Origin of the sequence: Halomonas sp. ND22Bw (assembly GCF_003011945.1) — a bacterium.
Lineage (GTDB): Bacteria > Pseudomonadota > Gammaproteobacteria > Pseudomonadales > Halomonadaceae > Halomonas > Halomonas halophila.
Genome location: NZ_PXWD01001343.1, coordinates 1 through 253, shown reverse-complemented (window position 1 = coordinate 253; position 253 = coordinate 1). Strand labels below are relative to the sequence as shown.

The window sequence follows — 253 nt, the reverse complement described above, 5'->3', positions numbered from 1 at the left end:
CCATGGTGGGCGAGCAGGGCGCGAGCCTCTCGGGCGGTCAACGCCAGCGCGTGGCCATCGCACGGGCGCTGTTCACGCAGCCGCGCATCCTGATCTTCGACGAGGCCACCAGCGCGCTCGACTACGAATCCGAAGCCATCGTCCAGCGCAACATGGCCCACATCTGCAAAGGCCTCACCGTCTTCATCATCGCCCACCGCCTGTCGGCGGTAAGAAACGCGAACCGCATCATCGTGATGGACAAGGGCCGCAT

The 253-nt window shown here is 65.2% G+C and carries 1 protein-coding gene; it reads left to right on the top strand.

The window, feature by feature from the left end:
* Positions 1 to 253 (top strand): ATP-binding cassette domain-containing protein (locus CVH10_RS22560; RefSeq protein ID WP_146143304.1); only part of this gene is annotated, 253 nt, incomplete at both ends.